This is a genomic window from Undibacterium sp. GW821-FHT11B02 (assembly GCF_058808955.1).
The window spans coordinates 1-15,904 of sequence record NZ_JBXASD010000004.1 but is presented as its reverse complement, the minus strand read 5'-3'; the positions used below and the strand labels follow the sequence as shown (position 1 = coordinate 15,904).

The following is a 15,904-nucleotide window of genomic DNA, read 5'->3' as shown; positions in this document are numbered from 1 at the left end:
TACGCATGGTGCGACGGGCAACCCAGGCGGCCCATCAAAGGTGTCCGCTTTTTGCTAGCTCGATTCCACTATAAAAGCACCATGAAGCCAGACCTCAGTCAAATCCATTAATCTGGCTTGATGCATTTTTGTTGAGGATTTTATCGAAAGCGAGATCAACTGTGATGACAAGTGCAGCGCCGACAAGAGTCGCAATTAATCGGTCAACAAGAACGCCAATCTCCACTTGATGGCCAGCATCCATCATGAGGATGACCAGCGGCGTCATGACCGCAGAGTAGGCAAGATAGTTTCTGATTTTCAGGAGTGGTCGCATACCGGCAAGCAATCCGAAGCTAATCACAATGACCCATTCGGCAGGTTGATTGAAGATGACCAAGCTGGCGACGATGACGCCTAGCGCTGTACCGAGCGCACGCTGGGTCGTTTTGACTGGGAATCTCTCTATTTGCCGTTGAGACAAAAGCACCACTGTCAGTGACGCCCAGTAAAAATGATGATTCGGCCATATAAAACTCAACCCTGCTGCCCCACTTAAACACAGAGCCAGTCTTAGCGGGTACTGCCAGCCGGACAGGTGCATCAAGGATTTTTTCCAGCGAACAAATTTTTGTGCGACCGTTGCCTGGGAGGCCGCAATCGCGACTATGCTCTGGTCAATGCGTCGGTGTGCCCGGACCAAACCGCCAAAGATCAGGTTCAGGATTACCGTAAACAGCCCACCAGCTACCAATAAGGGAAAGAAATCAGGGTGATTTGCCGTCATAGAGTTCGCAATATTTACCATAATCACCATCAACAGGATGAGGCGCGTAGTTGCTGCGATCATGGCGCGGCTATATGAACCGACCGTTGCTGCCGCACAAACCAGCAGAATGACGGTTGTATCGGTGCGCCAACCATTACCAGAGACGAGAGCCGCCACAATTACTGCAATGGCTGTCGGAATAAGCGTCGCGACCAGTGCTTTTAACTGTGCCGTCAGACTTGAGCAAGAGTCAACGCTGCCGACTACTAATGCCCCAACAGACGCCGCTAACCCGGCAACAAGGTGGCCCGTTCCAGCTCCTATCAGGACTGGTGCCGCCATGCCTATGCCCGAAGCAAATACTTGTGACAGATCCATGTCGGTGGCTGCGGACCATCGGAAGGTTTCCGACAGATGTGTTTTTCTATCCACGCTTCACCCTCTCCTAATCCCTTGGAATGCAACAGTTAACAGCATGGGGAACATTGGCGTAAAGGCTTTTTCTGATGGCCTGCCTTACGACAACGATTCCAATTTCCTGACCATCAGCAATTCGCTGATTACTGACCGTCCTGGCTGACAGTATATGGCTTCCGCAGGTCCTTGGCATGGATGATTAAATACCGGTATCGGTCAATGGCAACCGGTATAAATGGTCCGACGCTTGGTATAACCGGCATCCAGTATATCAACAGCCTGTAGTGATAAAATAGTTCAGACAACAGTAATCAAGTCCAAGCATATGCCACTACACATAGGAATCGTTGGTTGCTCAGCAGAAGGAGCCGCCCTTTGCTATAGAACCATTTGCTCTGAGGGTGCCAAAATCCTTGGCGCGCATGCTCATCCGGAAGTGTCGCTTCACACTCCTTCTCTCGCAAAGTATGTTGATTGCCTTGACCGTGGTGACATGGAGGGCGTCGGCAATCTGATGCTGGATTCCGCACAAAAACTTGCGAAGTGCGGCGCAGATTTTCTCATTTGCCCGGACAATACCATCCACCAAGCATTCTCGTATGTTGAACCCTTGAGTCCTTTGCCCTGGCTACATATCGCCAAAGTGGTAGCTGCCGAGGCCACAGGTCAAAAATTTCAACGCGTGGGGCTTCTTGGTACAGCTTGGCTTACACGAAGTGAAGTGTATCCAGAAAAGCTTGCTGCACAAAGTATTGAGTGCATTCGACCCACCGATCAAGAACGTGACGAGATCGGCAGAATCATCATGGATGAACTTGTTTGCGGAATATTCAAGCCGGACAGCATTGAGTACTTTCAATCGGTCATTCATAGCTTAAAGAATCGCGGCTGCGAGGCCGTCATACTCGGTTGCACCGAGATCCCACTCATCATCAACGACGAAAATTCACCGTTGCCTACGCTCGATTCGACTCGCCTTTTAGCCAGGGCAGCGCTTCGTCATGCTATTGGTATTGATAGATAGTATTAACTGCTGGACACACAATTCATCACAGGCAATCGTGCGGCCTGATATTGAAAGAGTTGGTGCTCTCATATCAGTTATGTACACTAACAAGCGTCAGGATGGTGTCATCGGCGAGTCGATTAAAATACTCATCGTCGAAATGACTCAGCACCACGCTGTCGTGTATCACCAGCCAATAGGGTACCAGACTCAAAAAACCAAACCTGTCCATATACTGGTTACGCGATAACAGCAGCGGGTCGATTGAGTCAGGACTATTATTGATGCGAAACAGGTTTGCGATGCGTTGTTCCAGAAAAGAAATGTGCTTGTCTTGAGCGTCGTTAAGTTGTGCATCGGTCAGAATGGCTTTCACGGCGGGCTGGTCTACCCATGTATTCTGCGTGATAAGCTGCAACTCATCTCCGTGGTGATCCAGCGCATACTTTTTCTTTATAAGTTCAAAGGGTACCCATGTTTGTGAATCGCAAGCAGCTACAGCGCTGCACCATCGTTCATTGGCAGCAGAGCGCATCGCATTGTTGACGGCTTCGAAATCAAGGGCTTTCTTGCGGGCTGAACCTGCAAAGCCTTCAACGGTTTCTGAGGCATAGCTGTCGCTTGTCTCAATTCCTTTTGCCCCCGGTTTGAGTTTCAGGTTAGGGAGCGTATCGTCAAACCATTCAATAAGTCCACCTGATATTATGCACTCCATGAGTTCGAAAACCTGTCCATCTCCATCCACACGCATCCAACCGCCTGAGTGTATCGCATCGATATCTGGTTCCTGACCTTCGTCAAGAACCTTGTAACCGAAATATTTCCTTACCCAGCCGGAGAAACTGTCTTCATGCGCGCTGAATAAAGTTACATATCTGGTCGTCAATTTATCTAAAACATCGACCGTGACAGGATCAGTACTTTCAGACATGCTGAACTTGTCGAGTTGATCCCTGAAGTCATCGCCGATAACAAGAATAACTGCTTTGCCCATTGTTGATTTACCCTTGGTTCGGCATACATTCTTTGTCGCCAGATTAATTGCTCAGATGTCGTAGGAGTGCTAATTTCCAAGTAATTGTATATCCACGCATTGGCTTGAATGGGGATTTTCGGCCCATCTTCAAAGACACTATTTCCAGATTTACCTCTGTCATCACGAAAAACACCCCAAGGACAAACTAGTCCAGGAAAAGGCGTTTGCAGCGTCATCGCTGTGCCTTATCCGGGCAATTTTGCCTAAGTCACAACTGCAGAAGTGTCTCCGCCAGCTTAATACCACCTAAAAAAATCACCACATGGATTGCATCGCTTGCAAACCGTCAATCACCCGTTGTGGGCCGCTGCTGGAATCGCATGTTTGTCATAAGTTGTTCAACAAGCAAGCTAATTTCCAGTGGTGCTTGCCATCAATAGCCGTAATACGACTTGTCAAACACCCGCCATGCACTGCCCTGGTTTTCAGGGCAATGAAGAGTCATCAGCGGGTGGGTGAAGAATTGGTTACATTTTAATTGAAGATACCACTTAAATACCTATTGACATCCACTAGGGAAAAAACATACAGTGAGGTCTGAAATGGTAGCAGATGTCGCGTCGCTGGTTTGGTGGCGTTAAAAAACATGAATACCTCACTTATCAATGAATAAACAAGCAGAAATTCAGCATACGGCAGACGGGCAGAATACCGCACACGGTACGCTGACGAGCATCGCTTGCCGCTATTTTGTCGGTGCAGATGGTGGTGGCACTGGCACGCGAGTGGTGTTGGCTGATGCCACAGGCAAAGAACTGGGGCGTGGCAGTGCTGGGCCGTCTGGATTGGCACTGGGGCGTGACAAGGCCTGGCAATCCATTTTGCAGGCGACGCAGCAGGCATTTGCGGCGGCCAATCTGGTTATGCCGTCATTGCAGGATATTGCAGTGGGTTGTGGGCTGGCCGGTGTACACAATATCCACTGGACCAAAGAATTTGTAGCACTTAATCCTGGCTTTGGTGCAGTCTGCGCAGAAACCGATGCCTATACCACTTTGCTTGGTGCACTTGGTGGCAAGCCTGGCGCGATCATCGCATTGGGTACGGGCAGCGTTGGCGAAGTGTTGCTGGCCAATGGGCAGCGTCGTGAAGTCGGTGGCTGGGGTTTCCCTGTCAGTGACGAAGCCAGCGGGGCATGGCTGGGCATGCGTGCAGTCAATCACTTGCAGCGTGTGCTGGATGGGCGTGCCGCTGCTAACCCATTTGCCAGTGCCGTACTGACGCATTGTGGTGGCGACAAGGATGCGCTCTTCGCATGGCTGGCACAAGCCAATCAAACCCGTTATGCAGAACTGGCACCGCTGGTCATACGCTTTGCTGTCGAAGTGGATGTGGCTCGCGACATCATGCAGGATGCTGGCAAAGAAGTGGCCATCATGGCGCAGGCGCTTGACCCTTCCGGTGAGTTGCCGATTACCCTGTGTGGTGGTCTGGCGGATGCGGTAGCTGTGTATCTGCCAGCAGCGTTGGCCGGGCGTGTACAAAAGCCGCAGGCAGATTCGGCAGCGGGTGCCATGATACTGATACAGCAGCACGTGCAACATCGGCAATAGCGGAAACACCGGCAACACCAATAAACCAAGAGGGAAAGACATGCTGGCACAACTGATAGACTTTAAACCTGATGCAGAGAGTTCTACTCCTCTGTATCTGCAGTTGGCAAATAAACTCGCTAACGGCATACATAGCGGTCTTTGGCAACCTGATGAAGCCTTGCCGTCAGAGCGCTTGTTGTCTGATGCGCTGGACATCTCACGCGTCACCGCGCGCAAGGCCATCGACATGTTGTGCGACCGTGGCATGCTCACCCGCAAGCATGGTTCCGGCACCTACATTACCCCCAAGCTGGAACAGCCTTTATCGCGCCTGACCAACTTCAGTGAAGAATTACGCAATCGCGGTTTTGTGCCAGGCTCGCGCTGGCTATCGCGTGAAACCGGGATTGCGTCGCCAGAAGAAATTTTGTCGCTGGGTTTGTCACCCAATACCGTGGTATCGCGTCTCAAGCGTTTGCGTACTGCAGACAATGTGGTGATGGCGATAGAAAGCACGACCATACCAGCGATGTATATGCCCAACCCGAAACTGGTGAACGACAGCCTGTATGGCTATCTGGAAGCGCACAACCTGTCACCCACACGTGCGTTGCAACACATCCGTGCCGTGAACGCCACTGCCGAACAGGCGCGACTGGCTGATATCAAACAGGGCGCGGCGATGCTGTTCATCACCCGCGTTGCCTACCTGCCCACTGGCGCAGCAATCGAGCTTTCTCACTCGTACTGCCGCAGTGATTATTATGACTTTGTGGCGGAGCTGTTCAGATGAATTTGGATCAACAATTGCAAGGACAGATACTGACGCCGCAAGGCTGGGTATTCGGATCTGTAAGCTTTGCTGAAAAAATACAGGCGATCACTGCCGATGCCGGTGTGACCGCTGAGATGGCCACTGATCAGGCTGCAGGCAGTCATTACATACTGCCAGGCTTTGTCGACTTGCACGTGCACGGGGCCGGTGGCAAAGACACCATGGAAGCCGGGGATGCCGTCGAAGTCATCGCCCGCAAGCATGCAAAGCATGGCACGACCAGTATGCTGGCAACCACCATGACAGCACCGCTGGCAGATCTGGAGCAGGCGTTAAAGGCTATCAGGCCCTTTGTCGATCAGCGTAGCGCTGGCGCTGCCCGTGTGCTGGGCGTGCATCTGGAAGGCCCGTATATCAACCCCGGCAAGCTGGGGGCGCAGCCAGACTTTGCGCATGCTGGTTCACTGGATCAGGTACGTCATCTGGATGCAATAGCGCCAATCAAACTGATTACCGTCGCACCAGAAATGGAAGGCCACCTGCAACTCGTACGCGAGCTCACAGACATGGGTATGCAGATACAGATAGGCCATACCCTGGGTACGTACGAAGAGGGCAAGGCGGCGCTGGAAAACGGTGCCACCGGTTTTACCCATCTGTACAACGCCATGTCGCGCATGGACCACCGCGCACCCGGCATGGTCGGCGCTGCGCTTGCGCATGCACAGTTTTCTGAAATTATTCCCGACCTGGTGCATGTGCATCCGGGTGCCATCCGGGCCGCCATGCGTGCCATACCGCATCTGTATTGCGTGACCGATTCCACAGCTGCATCCGGCATGCCAGACGGCCAATACATGCTGGGTCGTCAGGTCGTACATAAGTGCCTGGGTGGTGTGCGTCTGGAAGACGGTACGCTGGCTGGCAGCACCCTGACCATGGATCAGGCCTTGCGCAATCTGGTCAGCATAGGCCTGGATCTGGAAGATGCATCGAAGCGTGTTTCCACCTACGCAGCCGATTATCTGGGATTGAATGAGCGTGGCCGCCTGCAGGCTGGCAGTTACGCAGACCTGGTCGTGCTGGATCGCCAGCTCAACCTCATCGCTGTTTATGTAGAAGGAGAAAAGATTGACCTCACAGATGCTTAAGGAAGCGTGTTCTTCCGCCGATTTTGTAGCCGGACAACTGAAGCTGGACAACGACCGTTACAGTGCCCTGGGTGCCCATTTGCGCGCTCATCCACCGGCTTCGGTCGTGACCGTGGCACGTGGCAGTTCTGACCATGCCGCCAATTATGCGGCTTACCTCATCATGGCCAGGTTGGGGCGCATCGTCGCGTCACTGCCGATGTCTTTGGTGACACTCAATAATGCACCCCTGCACGCCAGGGATGCATTGGCGATTGCGATTTCACAGTCAGGCCAAAGCCCTGACGTGGTAGAGCCCATCCGTTATTTCCGCGAAGGTGGTGCCACCACCGTGGCGCTGGTGAATGATGCTGCTTCGCCACTGGGGCAAAGCGCAGAATGGACCATGCCCCTGCATGCCGGGCCAGAACTGAGCGTAGCTGCCACCAAGAGCTTTATCACTTCGCTGGTGGCCGCTGCACGCCTGGTCGGCCACTGGCAAGACGATGCAGAATTTTTGCAAGCCATAGAACAATTGCCAGAAGCCTTGCGTGCCGCTACTGAGTTTGACTGGTCACCAGCGCTGGAAGTGCTGACGCCTGCGTCACGCATCATGGTGGTGGGACGTGGCATCAGCTTCCCTGTGGCGCTGGAATCGGCATTGAAGTTCAAGGAAACTTCCGTCATCCAGGCTGAAGCCTTTAGCGGTGCAGAAATCAAGCACGGCCCTATGGCGCTGATACATGATGGTTACCCGCTGCTGATCTTCGCAACCCGTGGTCCTTCACAAGCTGGCCAGATTGCCCTGGCGGAAGAAATGCGTGGTCGCGGTGCCAATGTCTTGCTGGCAGCACCTGCGGATGTCAAGGAACGTAACCTGACCCTGCCAGTAGCAGCCACACCTGATCTTGACCCTATCGTGGCGATACAGGCGTTTTATGTCATGGCCGCCAATTTGTCGATTGCCCGTGGTCTGGATCCGGACAAACCACGCCATCTCAGCAAAGTGACAAAAACCAATTAGACTGTGCAACTATTCCGCAACGCTATTTTTTAAAAACTTAAAAAATAGATACTCCCTCCAGTATTTTTGCTAACCGTAATGCAGATGTAGAAAAAATGCAAAATTTAATAAAAATTGGGGGGAGTATAGTCAAGGGCTGCGGCCCGGGGCAAAACCGCTGGCTCAGGAGTTGGCTAAGGTGCATGACCTGGCTGGCAGTCCTGTTGCTGGGTTTCAGCCTGCATGGCAACGCCCTGGCCGTCCAGAAAATCGAATTCTGGACCATGAGCCTCAAGCCAAAATTCATTCCTTACTTCCAGCAACTGGTTAAAACCTACGAAGCACAACACCCCGGCATCAAGCTTGAATGGGTGGATTTTCCGTGGGACATCTTGCAGTTGAAACTGATCACCGCCATCGCCGCCGGTACGCCGCCTGCACTGGTGAATCTGAGTGTACCCTGGGCAGAAGAAATGGCGCGTGACGGTTTGCTGGAACCCGTCGATGCCTTGCTGGCAGCACCGGGCGCAGCAGTTGATTACACCGATGCAGCACTGGCCGATTTGCGTTTCAACGGCAAGGTATATGGCTTCCCACATTACAGCAACGTCAATGTGATTGCCTATAACCGCAAGATACTGGCAGCAGCCGGCATCACCCAGGCCCCCAGAAGCATGGATGAATTGCTGGCACAGGCGGTTTTAATTTCCGCCAAAACCGGCAAGCCAGGTTACGCGCCTGCGCTGGGTAAAATCGATGGTTTCTTCATGCAACAGGGCCTGGATTTAATACACAATGGCAAGGCCGTATTCAACTCACCAGCCCATGTGGCACTGGTCAAAAAACTGGCAGCGACCTACAAGGCAAATGGTTTTTTGAAAGACAAACTGTTTGCCGAAGACAATTTCCCGGCGGTGGTGGATGCCTATCTGGGTGGGCGGCTGGGTGTCATGGTCAGCGCACCCACCGCCATGACACGCATACAGACTGATGCACCTGAGATTTATGCGCAGACCGGCATTTTCCCGGTGCCGCCGGGGCCGACCGGCATCAATGATGGCGGCTGGTTATTCCACTTCGCCATCCCCAAGGGGGTAAAAAAACAGCAGTTGCCCGAGATTGCTGCCTTTGCCCGCTACTTGACCAGCGACGCCAATCAGCTGACGTTTGCACGGCTGGCAGGCGTCATGCCGACCACCAGACAGGCTTTGTCCAACCCTTACTTCAAACAAATACCCACGAATGCGGGTGCATCAGAACAGGCGCTGGCAGTCGCAGCCAATTCCATGAATGCATCACGCACGCTGTATGTCAGCGGTATTGATGATTATGATGAACTGCGCCGCTTTCTGGTCAAGGCGGTGGAGGCTGGTGTCACCGGTCGCCGTGATATCCAGGATGCGCTGGATGAAGCGGTCGCCATCTGGAACCGTAAATTGCAGGGGGTAAAGCAGCCATGAGCAAGCAGACAGCTTCTTCTTCCATAACCAGACGGTACAACTTGCTGGCCTATGCCTTTCTGGCACCAGCCCTGTTTTTACTGTTGATGTTTTCTTTCTGGCCGGTGATGTATGGTTCTTACCTCAGCTTTACCGATTTCAGTTTGATACGCCCCGTGCACTGGGTTGGGTTTGCCAATTACCGCGCCCTGTTTGCAAATGACATGTTTTTGACCGGGTTAAAAAACTCGCTACTGTTTTTGCTGGTCGTGCCTTTTACCCAGTTGGGCGCTATCTCGCTGGCGGTGCTGGTCAACAATCAACTGCCCGGCATACGCTGGTTTCGTGCCGCTTTTTATGTGCCAGTGGTGACCACTGTTTCTGTGGTCGGCATCATGTGGGGCTTTATGTTCCACGAGCAGGGCACGCTCAATTATGTGCTGCTGCAATTGCACCTGATCGCTGCGCCGTTGGGCTGGCTGTCAGACGATACTCTGGCCCTGTTTGCCGTCATGTTTGTATCCTTCTGGCGGGGGCTTGGCTGGTATATGGTGATGTATCTGGCGGCTCTGCAATCGCTGCCGTCAGAAATGCAAGAAGCAGCAATACTCGACGGTGCCAATCGCTGGCAACGTTTCTGGCGCATCACCGTGCCTATGCTGAAACCGACCATCCTGGTATGCAGCATCATGTCTGTTTTGGCAGCTTTGAAAGCTTATCAAGAAGTGGACGTACTGACCCAGGGCGGCCCCATGAATTCCACCTTCACCGCACTGTATTACGCTTATGATCAGGGCTTGAAACACCTGAAATTGCCGCGTGGTCTGGCCGCCAGTTTCGTCGTGTCCCTGTGCTGCATGGCAATTGCCTTCGTCTGCTTGCGCTGGCTAAAACCGGGGCACAGGGAATGAGCATGGCTATCAAAAAAATCCTGCACACGGCATCGCAATACGGCTTGTTGTGCCTGATTGCTGTCATCTGCATTTTTCCGTTCTGGTGGACGCTGGTGGTGGCAATGTCTACCGAAGGCAATCTGTTTGAATTTCCGCCCACGTTCTGGCCGCATGGTGTATCGCTGGATAATTTTGTCGAGGCGTTTCGCGTCATCCCCATCATCGCGTTTTATAAAAATTCGCTGTTGATTACCTTGGCGACGGTGCTGGGTAAACTGGTGGTGTGTTCGCTTGCTGCTTATCCCTTGTCACGCATGCAGTTCAGTGGCAGCAAGCTCATCATGGGCGTGATTTTGGCGACCATGATACTGCCGTCAGAAGTCAATTTTCTGGTCAACTTCATCACCATCACTAAGGTATCGCTGGTGAATACCTATACTGCTGTGGTCTTGCCAAATATCGTGACGGCAGTATCCATACTCTTGCTGAAACAGGCTTTTGATGAAGTACCGCAAGATTTGCTGGATGCTGCAAGGGTGGACGGTGCCAGTGAACGGACAATTTTTTACCGCATCGTATTACCGCTGATCACCCCCTGGCTGGCAACAGTAGGCATACTGACCGCAGTTGAAGCCTGGAATGAATACATCTGGCCGTCGATAGTCATCAGCAAGCCGGAAGATTTTCCATTGTCAGCAGGTGTGCTGTATCTGCGCGGCACCTACGGCAGCAGCACCCGCGTGATCGCAGCAGGAACCATTTTGACAGTTGCACCTATATTGGTCGCCTTTTTATTTACCCAGCGCTTTTTTATGCGCGGCATGGATGGAGCAGTGAAATGACACAAAATACAAATAATAAAGAACAGACCCTGACACGCGAAGCAGCACGCCGCCTTGCCGGGCAACTGGTGATGATACGCATGCCCATCACCAGCCTTGACGACACATCGGCACAATTTTTAAAAGACAATTACATCCGTGGCATTTGCCTGTTCAGGCAAAACATGGTGGACGAAATCCAGCTGAAGAAACTGACGGCTGATCTGCGCAGCACCTTGGGGGAGGAAGCGCTGATCGGTATCGATCAGGAAGGGGGCGCAGTTGTGCGTTCCACCTGGGTACCGCAGCCCCCGGCGGCAATGTCGCTGGGGGCCAGCGATGACCCTGAACTCTGTCGTCAGGTGGGCGCTGCAGTTGCGCGTGGCGTCAAGGCGCTGGGCTTCAACTGGAACTTTGCACCCGTGCTGGATTTGAACAATAACGTTGATAACCCCGTCATCTCTGAACGTTCATTTGGCTCTGACCCAAAACGTGCCAGTGAACTTGCTCTGGCCTGGATGGATGGCAGCCTGTATGAAGGCGTGGCCTGCTGCGTCAAACACTTTCCCGGCCATGGCGACACCAATGTTGATTCCCACCGTGACTTGCCGACAGTGAACAAGAGCCTGAAAGAATTGCAGGCACTGGAACTGGCCCCTTTCCAGACCGCAGTCAGTCGCAATGCCCCCGCCATGATGACCGCGCACATCGTCTACCCGGCACTGGATGCAGAAAACCCGGCTACCATGTCCAAACCCATACTCACCGGCCTGTTGCGTGATCAATGGAATTACCAGGGCGTCGTCATCACCGACGGCATGGACATGCATGCCATTGCCGGGCGCTACGGCGTCGGCAATGCCGCAGTGCGTGCCTTGCTGGCCGGGGCTGACATGGTCATGGCACTGGGCACCACAGAAACCCAGCTCGAAACCCTGAATGCATTGACCGAAGTCATCTTGTCTGGCGAAATTTCCTTGGCCGACGTACAGCAAAAACTGCAGCGCATGACAGCTCTGACAAAAACCTATCCCTGCATAGACACCGCCTACCAGACCGACATGGCAGATCGCATCCTCATGTCCAGTGCATGGAAGCGCGGCCTGACCACGCAAGGCAATGCCATACCGCCAGCAAGGGGCAGCAAAGTGCGCCTGATCATTAGCGCAGATGTCGTCAGCGACGGCGTGTCAGAAGCGGGCATCTCTGCAGCCAAGGTCAGCGCCATGCTGGCCAGTTTGTATGATGTGGACACTGTCACTTTTAACAAAGCCGACACCTTTGACTGGAGCGCCTTGCCCAATGATGGCCGCTTCGTGATATTGGCATCGACAGTACGCATACGCTACAGCAAACAGGTGCGCGACAGCTGGAAGCCAGACCTGCACCTGGTCTTGTGGAACCCATTTCAAATGCTGGACATTCAGGCACCTGCCCTGATCACCTATGGCTTTGCACCACCCGCCATCGACGCTGCACGCGCCTGGTTTGCCACCGAAGTGATTGCCAGCGGCCAGATCCCGGTCGCCGGTTTTTCCAGCGCTGTAACGGCACAAATATAAGGCAAAGGGGCAGGGTATGGCCGAAGTCAGACTACAACAGATCAGCAAATCCTACGGCAATAACCAGGTCTTGCAAGGCATAGACCTGCATGTGCGCAATGGTGAATTCATGGTCTTTGTCGGCCCATCGGGCTGTGGCAAATCGACCCTGCTGCGCATGATCGCGGGTCTGGAAGATATCACTGCCGGTGAACTCTACATAGGTGACGCATTGGCCAACGACATCCCGCCCGCCAAACGCGGCCTGGCCATGGTGTTTCAGTCGTATGCCCTGTACCCGCATATGACCGTGTATGAAAACATGGCCTTCAGCCTTAGTCTAAGCAGCATGAGCAAGCAAGACATTGATGCAGCGGTCCAGCATGCCGCTGGCATTTTGCAAATGACCCACCTGCTGCAACGCAAGCCGCGTGACCTGTCCGGCGGCCAGCGCCAGCGCGTTGCCATCGGTCGCGCCATCGTCCGCAAACCTGGCCTGTTTTTGTTTGATGAACCGCTATCCAACCTCGACGCCAGCCTGCGCGTGCAGATGCGGATAGAACTCAGCAAGCTGCACAGAGAACTCGCTGCCACCATGATCTACGTCACCCATGATCAGGTCGAAGCCATGACCCTGGGCCAGCGCATCGCCGTTTTCAATGGCGGCAAGATAGAGCAGATAGGCGCACCGCTGGAACTCTACGACAAACCCGCCAACCGCTTCGTCGCCGGTTTCCTTGGTTCACCCAAAATGAATTTCCTGCAAGGTAAAGTCAGTCGCTGCGCCAACAACGAAGCCGTAGTGACCCTGGCTGGCGGCGCGCAACTTGAAGTGATCGCCCCCACCCATTTACTAACACAAGGGCAAGAAGTCAGCATAGGCATACGCGCAGAACACGTGATGCCAGCCGCCCAAACACAAGACCGCAACAACCAGCTCACCGTCAGCATCAGCTTCATCGAACACCTGGGCGATGCCGCCATCGTCTACGCCACACTGGCCGGTGAAGAAAACCTGTTCGCCATCAAATTGCCAGCGGACACTTCAGATTTATTCCCAGGGGCGGATTTGCGGATTCAACTGCCGGTGATGAGGTGTCATGTGTTTGATGAGAAGGGGGCGCGCTGCTCCGCGTAAATGTATCTGAAAAATAAACCAGGGAAGCTTTGATCAAGTCCGCTTTTGTAAAACCACCCTGGTATTCGTACTGGGTGCAGCACGGATGAACGTACTTAATCAGGTGTTCCCTGGCGCTATCATTCGACTAAGCGATATAAATCCGCTTACTTGTCCATGTCCCTGAGCCATTCGGCGTGGGCTCTTTCAGCAGCGTTGATAGCACGGTCAATATGTACCCTTGCCCGATCACGCAATCCTCGCACTTCTGGATTGTCCTCTTCTTGTGAAATATCGGCGCGCGCCTTTTTCAGCGTTTCAATGGATTTTAACAGGCGGCTTCCATGCTCCTTGACATCAACATTCTTGTGGTCATTGATGTCCTTACCGTCATCGATTGCCGCTTTCTTTATTTCAGCGATAGCAGCGTCAATTTCGGTGATGCCAATGTCCTCATTAGCATAGACTTTTGAGTCACCAGCCTGGTGATACAAGAACCAGCGGGCTGTGCGCAAGTCTGTCAAAGCGTGGAGGTAGGCAGGATGTTTTCCGGGTAGTTGCTGTGCCGTCGCGGCAAAGGGAATCATTCCAACAAAGGCTAAAGGAAGCAGGTATTTCGCAAATTTGTTCATTTTCGTTTCCCAAATGGATTAGTGAATTAAGTAAGCGATAAAGTTTGCCAAAGATACTAGTAAAATTAACTCATCTATTACGCACTGAGCATAACGCCGCCAGAACAATATTGGTTGACAACTTCCCGCCAAGTGTCATGTGTTTGATGCCCAAGGGCAGGCTTTGCGCTAAAAAATAGAAATTATGTTTTTATTTTCGAGACGAGTGACGGCACCCGGCTTGCCGGGCGACGCCCTCTCGATTGAGGGCTTAGATCACCCGTTCAAGCGCAGCCACAGGATAAATTTGCACTGAGCCAGGATGAGACTCGGACTCGACGGCATAGCCTTCAGGGGTCAGTTTAGTACTGTACCAGCCGACAACTTGACCCTGCCAAGCGGCACCAGATTTCTTGCGTACACGATCTCCCAGGCCAAACGTGGCGCGCAATGGGAACGCAAATTGGCCAGCAACTGGAGTACCGACTTCATCACTACTTTGATCCATATCTAAGCTTTCTTTTGAATGTGTTGAGGTGATCTGCTGGCCCATATCTACTACTTGATTGGGCGATGATCTTGAAATTTCGCGCAAAGCAACATCGCATCTTTTCACCCTATTGTAGCCCGCAAAGGCACTTGGCCAACTGCGTAAGCCCAACACGCTCTCTTACGTTAGGTGTGGTGAAAAATCAATTCTATAACAATAAAATTAATTCTGATTGAAATACGCAATATTTTTTTCCTTACAAAACACCCATTTTTTTGATGTATTTTTTTTGATCGAATATTTTCGATAACGACTGATTTCAGACACTCTTTCACATTCCCTTCATGCTGGCTTCATAGAGTTATGCGATTGTGACGGATGTCTTTTTTCCTTGATTGAAGTTTGTTCGACACGAAAATACTTGATTTGAATTTGAGGAATAGAAATAAAAGAATAGGCAGAGAACACGAAATAACAAGCAATGAGGTTACTGCTATTTTTGGGGAGAACCAGTATGGACACTCCGATGAAGGAGCAACTTGCATTCACTGCATTCACGAAATCTCTCAAGGTAGCGATACCTGGTTTGTTGATCGCCTATTTGTTATATGCCTATGTAGTAGCTCGTCCTCCAGAATATTGTGCAAAGGAAATGCGGATTATTCCTAAAGACGAAATGTGCGTAATGCTATATGACAAGACGATAGAACGTGGGGATTTATTATTGGGGCCAACAGAAAAGACCGGACGCGAATATCACGCAAATCACCCGGACAATTGCCAGATCAGACCAGAAGAAACTAATGGGTTTCGCTTGGGAGGCATATTTGAGGTGTTCTTCGATGACCGGTTGGAAGCATTTATAAGGTACGAAATGACCGATAAAGCTAAACAATCTAACGGTAACACTAGGCGATGGGAAGAATGGGACATCGTAACTCCGTGCGGTCTGATTACAAGGCGTAGCGGTGACAATGCCAATTAAATCGGCATTAGACAGCCGTCCTCAAGGATATTGATTATGCAAGTGTTATAGCCAAATTTGAATGAGCAAGTTAACACGAAATCTAAGTTGAAATGGCACAAAAATATGAAAATTAATGTACCTAAATGGAAGTGCAGAGCCTGGATAGCCACCACAATTTTGATTGTAGTTTGTGTGGCCATCGTATTTTTGAGGCCGACTATTACCATATATGATTTAAAAATATCAATGACCAAACATTTTTCTGTTCGTATATTTCAAGACATCGAAAGGATCGAATTGAGCTTCCCCTGAAATTTAGTTCCCCAAAGGTGACGTAAAATAAACGTAACTTTGGAAAAACAAATGATGAACAGG

Annotated in this window: 15 protein-coding genes; 11 read left to right on the top strand and 4 right to left on the bottom strand. The window is 51.9% G+C overall.

Features of this window, described 5'->3' with window-relative positions:
* Positions 1-94 precede the first annotated feature (94 nt).
* On the bottom strand, positions 95-1,126 hold the full coding sequence (locus AC1RVX_RS09035) for an FUSC family protein (RefSeq protein ID WP_493216254.1): 1,032 nt from the start codon (positions 1,124-1,126) through the stop codon (positions 95-97).
* Between the two features lie 364 nt (positions 1,127-1,490).
* Between AC1RVX_RS09035 and AC1RVX_RS09030 the strand changes: the two genes are divergently transcribed.
* On the top strand, positions 1,491-2,189 hold the full coding sequence (locus AC1RVX_RS09030; protein ID WP_493216253.1) for an aspartate/glutamate racemase family protein: 699 nt from the start codon (positions 1,491-1,493) through the stop codon (positions 2,187-2,189).
* A 73-nt stretch (positions 2,190-2,262) separates the two neighbouring features.
* On the opposite strand, the gene AC1RVX_RS09025 is transcribed toward AC1RVX_RS09030, so the two are convergent.
* A complete protein-coding gene (locus AC1RVX_RS09025) occupies positions 2,263-3,165 on the bottom strand; it encodes a hypothetical protein (protein WP_493216252.1) in 903 nt (300 codons plus the stop codon).
* A gap of 647 nt (positions 3,166-3,812) precedes the next feature.
* Between AC1RVX_RS09025 and AC1RVX_RS09020 the strand changes: the two genes are divergently transcribed.
* The 9 genes from AC1RVX_RS09020 to AC1RVX_RS08980 all read left to right on the top strand — a co-directional run bounded on the left by AC1RVX_RS09020 (position 3,813) and on the right by AC1RVX_RS08980 (position 13,482).
* Entirely contained in the window at positions 3,813-4,760 is a 948-nt protein-coding gene (locus AC1RVX_RS09020; protein ID WP_493216251.1) for a glucosamine kinase nucleotide-binding domain-containing protein, read from the top strand.
* Between the two features lie 40 nt (positions 4,761-4,800).
* On the top strand, positions 4,801-5,535 hold the full coding sequence (locus AC1RVX_RS09015; protein WP_493216250.1) for a GntR family transcriptional regulator: 735 nt from the start codon (positions 4,801-4,803) through the stop codon (positions 5,533-5,535).
* Between the two features lie 2 nt (positions 5,536-5,537).
* Positions 5,538-6,668 (top strand): N-acetylglucosamine-6-phosphate deacetylase, encoded by a 1,131-nt coding sequence (gene nagA / locus AC1RVX_RS09010; protein ID WP_493216667.1) that lies wholly within the window; start codon positions 5,538-5,540, stop codon positions 6,666-6,668.
* Positions 6,661-7,671, top strand: a complete 1,011-nt coding sequence (locus AC1RVX_RS09005) for an SIS domain-containing protein (RefSeq protein ID WP_493216666.1) — start codon at positions 6,661-6,663, stop codon at positions 7,669-7,671. Before nagA ends, AC1RVX_RS09005 begins: the two co-directional genes overlap by 8 nt.
* Before the next feature lie 182 nt (positions 7,672-7,853).
* The gene (locus tag AC1RVX_RS09000; protein ID WP_493216249.1) at positions 7,854-9,110 is read left to right on the top strand and encodes an ABC transporter substrate-binding protein; all 1,257 of its coding nucleotides are present in this window, start codon (positions 7,854-7,856) and stop codon (positions 9,108-9,110) included.
* A complete protein-coding gene (locus AC1RVX_RS08995; RefSeq protein ID WP_493216248.1) occupies positions 9,107-10,000 on the top strand; it encodes a carbohydrate ABC transporter permease in 894 nt (297 codons plus the stop codon). Before AC1RVX_RS09000 ends, AC1RVX_RS08995 begins: the two co-directional genes overlap by 4 nt.
* 2 nt (positions 10,001-10,002) lie before the next feature.
* A complete protein-coding gene (locus AC1RVX_RS08990; protein ID WP_493216247.1) occupies positions 10,003-10,824 on the top strand; it encodes a carbohydrate ABC transporter permease in 822 nt (273 codons plus the stop codon).
* Positions 10,821-12,365, top strand: coding sequence for a beta-N-acetylhexosaminidase (gene nagZ, locus AC1RVX_RS08985; protein WP_493216246.1), 1,545 nt, complete (start codon positions 10,821-10,823; stop codon positions 12,363-12,365). Before AC1RVX_RS08990 ends, nagZ begins: the two co-directional genes overlap by 4 nt.
* A 16-nt stretch (positions 12,366-12,381) precedes the next feature.
* On the top strand, positions 12,382-13,482 hold the full coding sequence (locus AC1RVX_RS08980) for an ABC transporter ATP-binding protein (RefSeq protein ID WP_493216245.1): 1,101 nt from the start codon (positions 12,382-12,384) through the stop codon (positions 13,480-13,482).
* A gap of 146 nt (positions 13,483-13,628) precedes the next feature.
* Here the strand turns inward: AC1RVX_RS08980 and AC1RVX_RS08975 are convergent, their stop codons facing one another.
* Both AC1RVX_RS08975 and dfrB read right to left on the bottom strand, forming a co-directional pair.
* Entirely contained in the window at positions 13,629-14,093 is a 465-nt protein-coding gene (locus tag AC1RVX_RS08975) for a hypothetical protein (protein ID WP_493216244.1), read from the bottom strand.
* Positions 14,094-14,343: 250 nt separating this feature from the next.
* On the bottom strand, positions 14,344-14,580 hold the full coding sequence (gene dfrB, locus AC1RVX_RS08970) for a trimethoprim-resistant dihydrofolate reductase DfrB (protein ID WP_493216665.1): 237 nt from the start codon (positions 14,578-14,580) through the stop codon (positions 14,344-14,346).
* 496 nt (positions 14,581-15,076) lie between these two features.
* On the opposite strand from dfrB, the gene AC1RVX_RS08965 reads away from it, so the two are divergent.
* Positions 15,077-15,547 carry a hypothetical protein gene (locus AC1RVX_RS08965; protein WP_493216243.1) on the top strand — a complete coding sequence of 157 codons (471 nt, stop codon included), beginning with the start codon at positions 15,077-15,079 and terminating at the stop codon, positions 15,545-15,547.
* Positions 15,548-15,904: the final 357 nt, after the last annotated feature.

What these genes read in the sequence shown, in the direction of transcription:
- AC1RVX_RS09035 (WP_493216254.1), bottom strand. Translation starts at nt 1,126, where the DNA reads ATGGATCTGTCACAAGTATTTGCTTCGGGCATAGGCATGGCGGCACCA.
- AC1RVX_RS09030 (WP_493216253.1), top strand. Translation starts at nt 1,491, where the DNA reads ATGCCACTACACATAGGAATCGTTGGTTGCTCAGCAGAAGGAGCCGCC.
- AC1RVX_RS09025 (WP_493216252.1), bottom strand. Translation starts at nt 3,165, where the DNA reads ATGGGCAAAGCAGTTATTCTTGTTATCGGCGATGACTTCAGGGATCAA.
- AC1RVX_RS09020 (WP_493216251.1), top strand. Translation starts at nt 3,813, where the DNA reads ATGAATAAACAAGCAGAAATTCAGCATACGGCAGACGGGCAGAATACC.
- AC1RVX_RS09015 (WP_493216250.1), top strand. Translation starts at nt 4,801, where the DNA reads ATGCTGGCACAACTGATAGACTTTAAACCTGATGCAGAGAGTTCTACT.
- AC1RVX_RS09005 (WP_493216666.1), top strand. Translation starts at nt 6,661, where the DNA reads ATGCTTAAGGAAGCGTGTTCTTCCGCCGATTTTGTAGCCGGACAACTG.
- AC1RVX_RS09000 (WP_493216249.1), top strand. Translation starts at nt 7,854, where the DNA reads ATGACCTGGCTGGCAGTCCTGTTGCTGGGTTTCAGCCTGCATGGCAAC.
- AC1RVX_RS08995 (WP_493216248.1), top strand. Translation starts at nt 9,107, where the DNA reads ATGAGCAAGCAGACAGCTTCTTCTTCCATAACCAGACGGTACAACTTG.
- AC1RVX_RS08990 (WP_493216247.1), top strand. Translation starts at nt 10,003, where the DNA reads ATGGCTATCAAAAAAATCCTGCACACGGCATCGCAATACGGCTTGTTG.
- nagZ (WP_493216246.1), top strand. Translation starts at nt 10,821, where the DNA reads ATGACACAAAATACAAATAATAAAGAACAGACCCTGACACGCGAAGCA.
- AC1RVX_RS08980 (WP_493216245.1), top strand. Translation starts at nt 12,382, where the DNA reads ATGGCCGAAGTCAGACTACAACAGATCAGCAAATCCTACGGCAATAAC.
- AC1RVX_RS08975 (WP_493216244.1), bottom strand. Translation starts at nt 14,093, where the DNA reads ATGAACAAATTTGCGAAATACCTGCTTCCTTTAGCCTTTGTTGGAATG.
- dfrB (WP_493216665.1), bottom strand. Translation starts at nt 14,580, where the DNA reads ATGGATCAAAGTAGTGATGAAGTCGGTACTCCAGTTGCTGGCCAATTT.
- AC1RVX_RS08965 (WP_493216243.1), top strand. Translation starts at nt 15,077, where the DNA reads ATGGACACTCCGATGAAGGAGCAACTTGCATTCACTGCATTCACGAAA.